General features: G+C 62.9%; 9 protein-coding genes. 6 read left to right on the top strand and 3 right to left on the bottom strand.

Going from position 1 to position 5,644, the window contains the following annotated elements:
• The first annotated feature begins 226 nt into the window (after positions 1-226).
• Both J4F42_21635 and J4F42_21630 read left to right on the top strand, forming a co-directional pair.
• The gene (locus J4F42_21635) at positions 227-655 is read left to right on the top strand and encodes a PPOX class F420-dependent oxidoreductase (protein MCE2488125.1); all 429 of its coding nucleotides are present in this window, start codon (positions 227-229) and stop codon (positions 653-655) included.
• A 35-nt stretch (positions 656-690) separates the two neighbouring features.
• The gene (locus J4F42_21630) at positions 691-1,095 is read left to right on the top strand and encodes a DUF814 domain-containing protein (protein MCE2488124.1); all 405 of its coding nucleotides are present in this window, start codon (positions 691-693) and stop codon (positions 1,093-1,095) included.
• Between the two features lie 10 nt (positions 1,096-1,105).
• Here the strand turns inward: J4F42_21630 and J4F42_21625 are convergent, their stop codons facing one another.
• Together J4F42_21625 and J4F42_21620 are read right to left on the bottom strand one after the other, a co-directional pair.
• Complete coding sequence (locus J4F42_21625) at positions 1,106-1,597, bottom strand: hypothetical protein (GenBank protein MCE2488123.1); 492 nt, start codon at positions 1,595-1,597, stop codon at positions 1,106-1,108.
• A gap of 14 nt (positions 1,598-1,611) precedes the next feature.
• Positions 1,612-1,899, bottom strand: coding sequence for a hypothetical protein (locus J4F42_21620; protein MCE2488122.1), 288 nt, complete (start codon positions 1,897-1,899; stop codon positions 1,612-1,614).
• 114 nt (positions 1,900-2,013) lie between these two features.
• Here J4F42_21620 and J4F42_21615 point away from each other — a divergent pair, with 114 nt between their 5' ends.
• The 3 genes from J4F42_21615 (at position 2,014) to J4F42_21605 (ending at position 3,920) form a co-directional block, all read left to right on the top strand.
• Positions 2,014-2,673, top strand: a complete 660-nt coding sequence (locus tag J4F42_21615; GenBank protein MCE2488121.1) for a methyltransferase — start codon at positions 2,014-2,016, stop codon at positions 2,671-2,673.
• Positions 2,674-2,763: 90 nt separating this feature from the next.
• Positions 2,764-3,513 carry a Na/Pi cotransporter family protein gene (locus J4F42_21610; GenBank protein MCE2488120.1) on the top strand — a complete coding sequence of 250 codons (750 nt, stop codon included), beginning with the start codon at positions 2,764-2,766 and terminating at the stop codon, positions 3,511-3,513.
• Positions 3,441-3,920 (top strand): Na/Pi symporter, encoded by a 480-nt coding sequence (locus tag J4F42_21605; protein ID MCE2488119.1) that lies wholly within the window; start codon positions 3,441-3,443, stop codon positions 3,918-3,920. The genes J4F42_21610 and J4F42_21605 overlap by 73 nt, the downstream gene beginning before the upstream one ends.
• Before the next feature lie 22 nt (positions 3,921-3,942).
• On the opposite strand, the gene J4F42_21600 is transcribed toward J4F42_21605, so the two are convergent.
• Positions 3,943-5,142: a CoA transferase gene (locus J4F42_21600; GenBank protein MCE2488118.1), complete on the bottom strand. Its 1,200-nt coding sequence runs from the start codon at positions 5,140-5,142 to the stop codon at positions 3,943-3,945.
• Positions 5,143-5,453: 311 nt separating this feature from the next.
• On the opposite strand from J4F42_21600, the gene J4F42_21595 reads away from it, so the two are divergent.
• Positions 5,454-5,644 (top strand): hypothetical protein (locus J4F42_21595; GenBank protein MCE2488117.1); only part of this gene is annotated, 191 nt, incomplete at its 3' end.

Genomic DNA, 5,644 nt, shown 5'->3' with positions numbered 1-5,644 from the left:
CAGGGGGTCTTGTAAACCCGGTGGCTCCCGCTACTCTGACGTGCATCCCCAAAGTAGTGGTCACAGACCCGGCAAAGGTCCGAGAAACGGATATCCTGGGGATTCCGCTTCATCTGGGCGAGGATATCCCTCGGCTGAGTCACACGCCAATAGTATCACTATAGATACTGTTCGCAATGTCGGCCGATTTGCGCTGAACGAGGCCGGTGACACGAAAGGAATGCCGATGGCACTGTCAGCCGAAGACACCCAGCGTTTTTTATCCGAACCCCGCAACGTCATCCTCGGCACCCTGCGCCAGGATGGCTCACCGCAGCTGAACCCGATGTGGTTCTACTGGGACGGTGCGGTGTTTTATATTTCGACGACACGGACGCGCTTCAAATATCGGCACATCCTCCGCGACCCGCGTGTGACGCTGTGTATCGACGAGGCCGAGACGCTCAAAACGCTGCTTGTCCACGGGCGGGCGAGCATTCAAGAAAACGATATCTGGGACATCACCCAGCGTATTGTCGAAAAATATGTCCAGCCTCAGCACGTGGCCGCCCGCATGGCCCGCTTTCGGGCCGAGCCGCGGGTGCTGATTGTTGTTACGCCGGACCGGTGGGTGTCGTGGGACCGGAGTGAGGGGGCGAACTTGAAGACGGATTGAGCCCCAGCCCTGCCCCATGTCGGACGAGGACACCCATGGCCAGCAAAGGCCGCAGCTTTCGGACCTGCCAGATTGACGACTTTGAGGTGTGGGTCGGCAAGGGCGATGCCGAGAATGACCGCCTGACCTTTGCCCGGGCCGAGCCGCACGACTTCTGGCTGCACGTGGCCCGGCTGCCGGGCAGCCATGTGGTGGTCCGCAATCCGGGGCGGCTGAGCGAGCTGCCGCGCCCCGCCCTTGAGCGGGCTGCCCAACTGGCGGCCTGGTACTCCAAGGCCCGGGGCAGCCGGGGCAAGGTCGAGGTTCATGTGTGTCGCGTCGCCGACGTGAGCAAGCCGCGCGGCTTTGCGGCCGGTCAGGTCAGGCTGGGGCGCTGGCGCAGCGTCCGGGTCTATCCCATGCCGCCGAGGACCGGGACGCAGGATGGGGAGTCGGGCTGAGCCCTACGCCTCAGGGCCTGCTCTCGCGCGGCACGGCGTCGGCCGGACTGGCCGGGTTCTCGAACGCGCTGTGGGCGGTAAAACGGGCGGTGCCGTCTGTCCGTGAGTCGTAACACTTGAGCAGCATGGCCTCGTCGGGCTGCATATCCGAGAAATAATACCAGCGGTGGCCGGGCTGATAGGAGACCGAGTAAACCTCTCCGGTCCGGTCCGGATACTTGAGATCGGTTGCCACAAAATGGTCCGGACCGATGCTCTGGGCGTCGCACACCGCCAACGGGGTATCCTGCACCGGGCCGCGAATCGGCCGCCAGACGTTGATGAAGGTAAAGCGGCGGCTGAGGCGGTCTTCGGCCTCGACGGCGGGCAACAGGTCACGGACGCGCTGCGGACCTGAGGCTGCGGTGTAGTCGTTATGGCACGCCAAGACCGGCTCCTGGGCGCCGTCTTGTTTGCGCTGGGCTCGTGGCGCGTTGCGCACGTTGTGGTCAAAGACCAGCACCTTTTCGGCTCCGGTCAGGCGTCGGGGTAGTAGACGCGCTGCACTTCTTCGGCATCGTAAAAGTTGCCGACCCGGGTCTGGTGGCGGACAAAGCTCAGCCCCTGGGCGTCGAGCGAAAAGCGGTCGGCAATCGGCCGGGCGTCGTGAATCGGCATGGCGCGGGTGGTGTAGCGACCGTTCTGCCGGGGCACACCGGCCGGGGGAGAGTAGAGATAGTAGGTCGGTTTTTCTGCCATATCGTCGGCCAGATAGTTCATCTCGGCTGTCACATACGCCAGTCCTTGTGGGTCGAGCTTCTGCATGGGCGCGCCCTCCTTGATCGGTGTAGACCAAGGCTAGCCTGAGCGTCCCGTCTTGTACAGTCGGGAGGTGGCGGGCCTTGCGCTGGGCCGGGCACTTCGGATACGGACACGCCTATGGCCAAGCCTCCCGTGTACGAACACGTACAGCTCAGCTACCAGGTTACCGACACCATATCGGTTGAGCTGGTGGAAATCTGTAACTGGCGACCGGACTTTCCGGCCTGCGAGTACTGTGGCGATAACGAGTACTGGAACATTGTGTGGCCGACGGGTCTGGCGCTGGCGCGCTACCTGGCCGCGCAGCTGCCGGCCGAACAGCTGCGCGGCCGGCGGGTGCTGGTTGTCGGCTGTGGGGTCGGGCTGGAGAGCGTGGTGCTGGCCAAGCTGGGCGCCCGGGTGTCGGCCCTGGACCATGTGGCCGACGCGCTAGCTCTGCTCGATCTCAACTGCACCTTGAATGGCGTCTCGGCCATGCACACGATCTGCTGCTGTCTGCACGATCCGAGCAGCATCCAGACCCTCGGTTCCTACGACTGGATTGTGGGCGGGGATGTCCACTACGAGCCGGAGAACGCCAGGTGGGTGCGGGCCTTGCTGCAAACCGTCCTCGCCTCCCACGGCCGAGCCGTGTTTGCCGACCCGTTTCGTGAGGGTGTGGACGAATTTTTTGACGGCTTGCCCCAGGACCGGTTTCTGCTGCACGAGCACCATACCCAGGTCGAGTGGATCAGCGAGACCCAGGCCGTGCGCGTCTACGATATTGACCGGCGCTGACAGGGGCGCACTCTTCGTCTGGGCGTCATATATCTGCGTCGGTCTCAAGCTCAACCGTCATGCGGTTGCGGACGGGAAACAGACAAGACCATGGCTGAACCTTTGTCAGCACCCGAGGTCAGGGATGAGCCCACCGCTCGGCAGGGCCATACCTTCTTGCGATGGGTCGGGGTCGCCCTGCTGGTCTACGGGCTCATTATTGCGGTTGGACTGATTGAGGCCGGCTTCAAGTCGGCGACGGGCGGACAGGCCAGAGAACTCTTTGCCTTTGCCACCAACCCGTTCCTGGGACTGCTTGTCGGGACGGTGGCAACAGCGCTGATTCAGTCTTCGAGTACCGTGACCTCCATTATTGTCGGTCTGGTGGCTGGCGGCATGCCGGTCATGAGTGCGGTTCCGATGGTCATGGGGGCGAATATCGGGACAACCATTACCAATACTCTAGTCAGTCTCGGACACGTCGCCGACAAGGACGCATTTCGGCGCGCCTTTGCTGCGGCGACGGTACACGACTGCTTTAATGTGTTGAGCGTTCTCATCTTCCTGCCGGTGGAGATTGTCTTTCATCCGCTGGAAAAGATAGGCCAGCTGTGTGCCAGCCTGCTGGCCGGTGGCGACTCGCTGAGTCTGACCGAGCTGAATTTCGTCAAGGCCGCCACCCAGCCCGTGGTGGCTGGCCTCACACAGGCGAGCTACCTTTTGCCACACCCCTTTGACGGGATTGGCCTGATTGGCCTGGGAGTCGCCCTCATTTTTGTAACGATCAGCTGGATCGGCAGGCTGCTCAGGCTGCTCATGATCGGCCGGGCGAGAGAGCTGGTACACCTCGCCATTGGCTAGCCGGGATCGGTGCCGGCACGCTGATCACCATCCTGGTCCAGTCTTCCTCAACAACCACCAGCCTGATGGTGCCTCTGGCCGGGACCGGGGTGTTCAGGCTGGCTCAGATCTATCCGTTCACCCTGGGGGCCAATATCGGCACCTGTGTGACGGCCCTGCTGGCGGCGACCGCCGTTGTCGGGGTAGAAGCCGTGCCCGCCCTCCAGATTGCGATGGTCCACCTGGTGTATAACTGTCTCGGGGTAGGAGTGATCTACGGCTTGCCATTTCTGGCGCCTCTGCCCGTGCTCGGGGCAGAAACCCTGGCTGGGGTGGCCAGCGAGCGAAAATCTGTGGCCTTTGCCTATATTGTCGGTGTGTTCTTCCTCATTCCCGGCCTGCTGTTGGGAATCACCGCCGTGGTCTGAGCCAGGGGGCCAAGCGGATGGGCTATATCACTTCTTGTTCTTTGAGCCGGGCAATCTCTTGGGCTGACAAGCCCAGCAGCTCCCCATAGACCGACTCGTTATGCTGTCCCAGGCCGGGGCTCGGCGTATCAATACCGAGCGGTTTGTCGTCAATCCACCACGGCGAGCCCAGCACGAGCATGCTGCCTGCGGTCGGGTGGTCGATGTCCTGGAGCCTGCCCCGGGCGCGAATGTGCGGGTCGGTGACAATCTCACCCACGTCCTTGACCACACCACAGGTGATATCGGCCGCCGAACAGCGTTCCATGATGTCGTGTTTGGCGTGCCGCAGCGTCCAGGCGCTGACCAGCGCGTCAACCTCGGCGGCGTGTTTCCGGCGGTCCCGATTGGTGGCAAAACGGGGGTCGTCGGCCAGCTCCGAACAGTCCATCAGCCGGCACAGGGCGCGCCAGCGCTGATCGTCCAGGGTCAGCAGAAAGACATGGCCGTCCTTGGTCGGATAGCAGTTATAGGGAGCGATGCGCCGGTTGGGAGCCGCATTGCCCTCACGCTGATAGACCCCGTCCTGCGCGATGAAGGTCGCGATCTGGGCGATCATCGGACCCAGGGCCGCATCGTACAGGGAGGTTTCGAGGAAGAGTCCCTGGCCGGTCCGGTCGCGTTGCCGCAGAGCGCCAAGAACGCCAGCCGCCAGATGGATGCCGCCCAGCACGTCCATGACCGGTGGCCCAGCCTTCATTGGCGGACCGTCGGGATCGCCGGTGGTACTCATCAGACCCGACATGGCCTGGATAATGGAATCGAAGGCCGGATAGGCGCTGTAGGGGCCGTTGCGCCCATAGCCGGTGCTGGCCGCGTAGACCAGCCGGGGGTTGAGCTGTTGCAGGACTTCGTAGCCCAGACCGAGTTTGTCCATGACGCCGAGGGCGAAGTTCTCGACGAGCACGTCAACGCGGGGAACGAGCTGCTGAAAGAGGGCCTTGCCCCGCTCGGTCTTCAGGTCGAGGGTGATGCTCTTCTTGTTGGAGTTCAGCATGATGAACGGATAGCTCTCGTGGGCAACGCCGCGCACGGGCAGCAGTGAGCGGGCTTTCTCGCCCTGGCCCGGCGGTTCGAGCTTGATCACGTCCGCGCCCAGAAAGCTGAGCATCAGGGTGGCGTAGGGACCGTTGACGATATGGGTCAGGTCGAGAATGCGGACATCGTCCAAAGCTCTGAGCATGTCTCCCTCCTTCAGGGGCAGGCGGATTATACGTCATCGACCGGGGCCAGGGATACCGGCGCGGTGCTCTTGTCTCGCCCAAAGAATTCGGTCACAGTCCCTCCGTTTGCCGAGGATTTGTGCTAGGGAGACAAGGATGGAACCGATGTTTGACGCCGCGCGGCTGAGCTTGGTCGAACAAACGAACATGGAGATTCAGCAGGCTGGGCTTAGAGATTCAGCGTGCCAGCCTGGAGATTCAGCAGGCCAGCCTGGCCGCCCAACAAAGCGGCAACGACATTGCTTTCTGGATTGGGCTTGCGCAGGTCAGCGTGGCTCTGACGGTCGGGCTGATCCAGGCCGGTGTGGTCGGCTGGGGGATTCGCTATATGATCCGCATGAGCGAGCGGCGCGAACAGCAGCACGCCGACCGCCACGACGAAACGCTGCGCGCCTTGGATCAGCAACACACGTCCACCATGCGGGCCTTGGAAGCCTTGATTGAGCGCACCGCGCCGTCCCG

It is taken from the genome of Desulfurellaceae bacterium (genome assembly GCA_021296095.1).
In the GTDB taxonomy this organism is placed as follows: domain Bacteria; phylum Desulfobacterota; class Binatia; order Bin18; family Bin18; genus JAAXHF01.
Note: the sequence above shows the minus strand (reverse complement) of the source record. Positions and strands in the feature narration are given on the sequence as shown.

Coding starts and splice junctions, on each gene's coding strand:
- J4F42_21630 (MCE2488124.1), top strand. CDS start 691: ATGGCCAGCAAAGGCCGCAGCTTTCGGACCTGCCAGATTGACGACTTT.
- J4F42_21620 (MCE2488122.1), bottom strand. CDS start 1,899: ATGCAGAAGCTCGACCCACAAGGACTGGCGTATGTGACAGCCGAGATG.
- J4F42_21635 (MCE2488125.1), top strand. CDS start 227: ATGGCACTGTCAGCCGAAGACACCCAGCGTTTTTTATCCGAACCCCGC.
- J4F42_21615 (MCE2488121.1), top strand. CDS start 2,014: ATGGCCAAGCCTCCCGTGTACGAACACGTACAGCTCAGCTACCAGGTT.
- J4F42_21610 (MCE2488120.1), top strand. CDS start 2,764: ATGGCTGAACCTTTGTCAGCACCCGAGGTCAGGGATGAGCCCACCGCT.
- J4F42_21600 (MCE2488118.1), bottom strand. CDS start 5,142: ATGCTCAGAGCTTTGGACGATGTCCGCATTCTCGACCTGACCCATATC.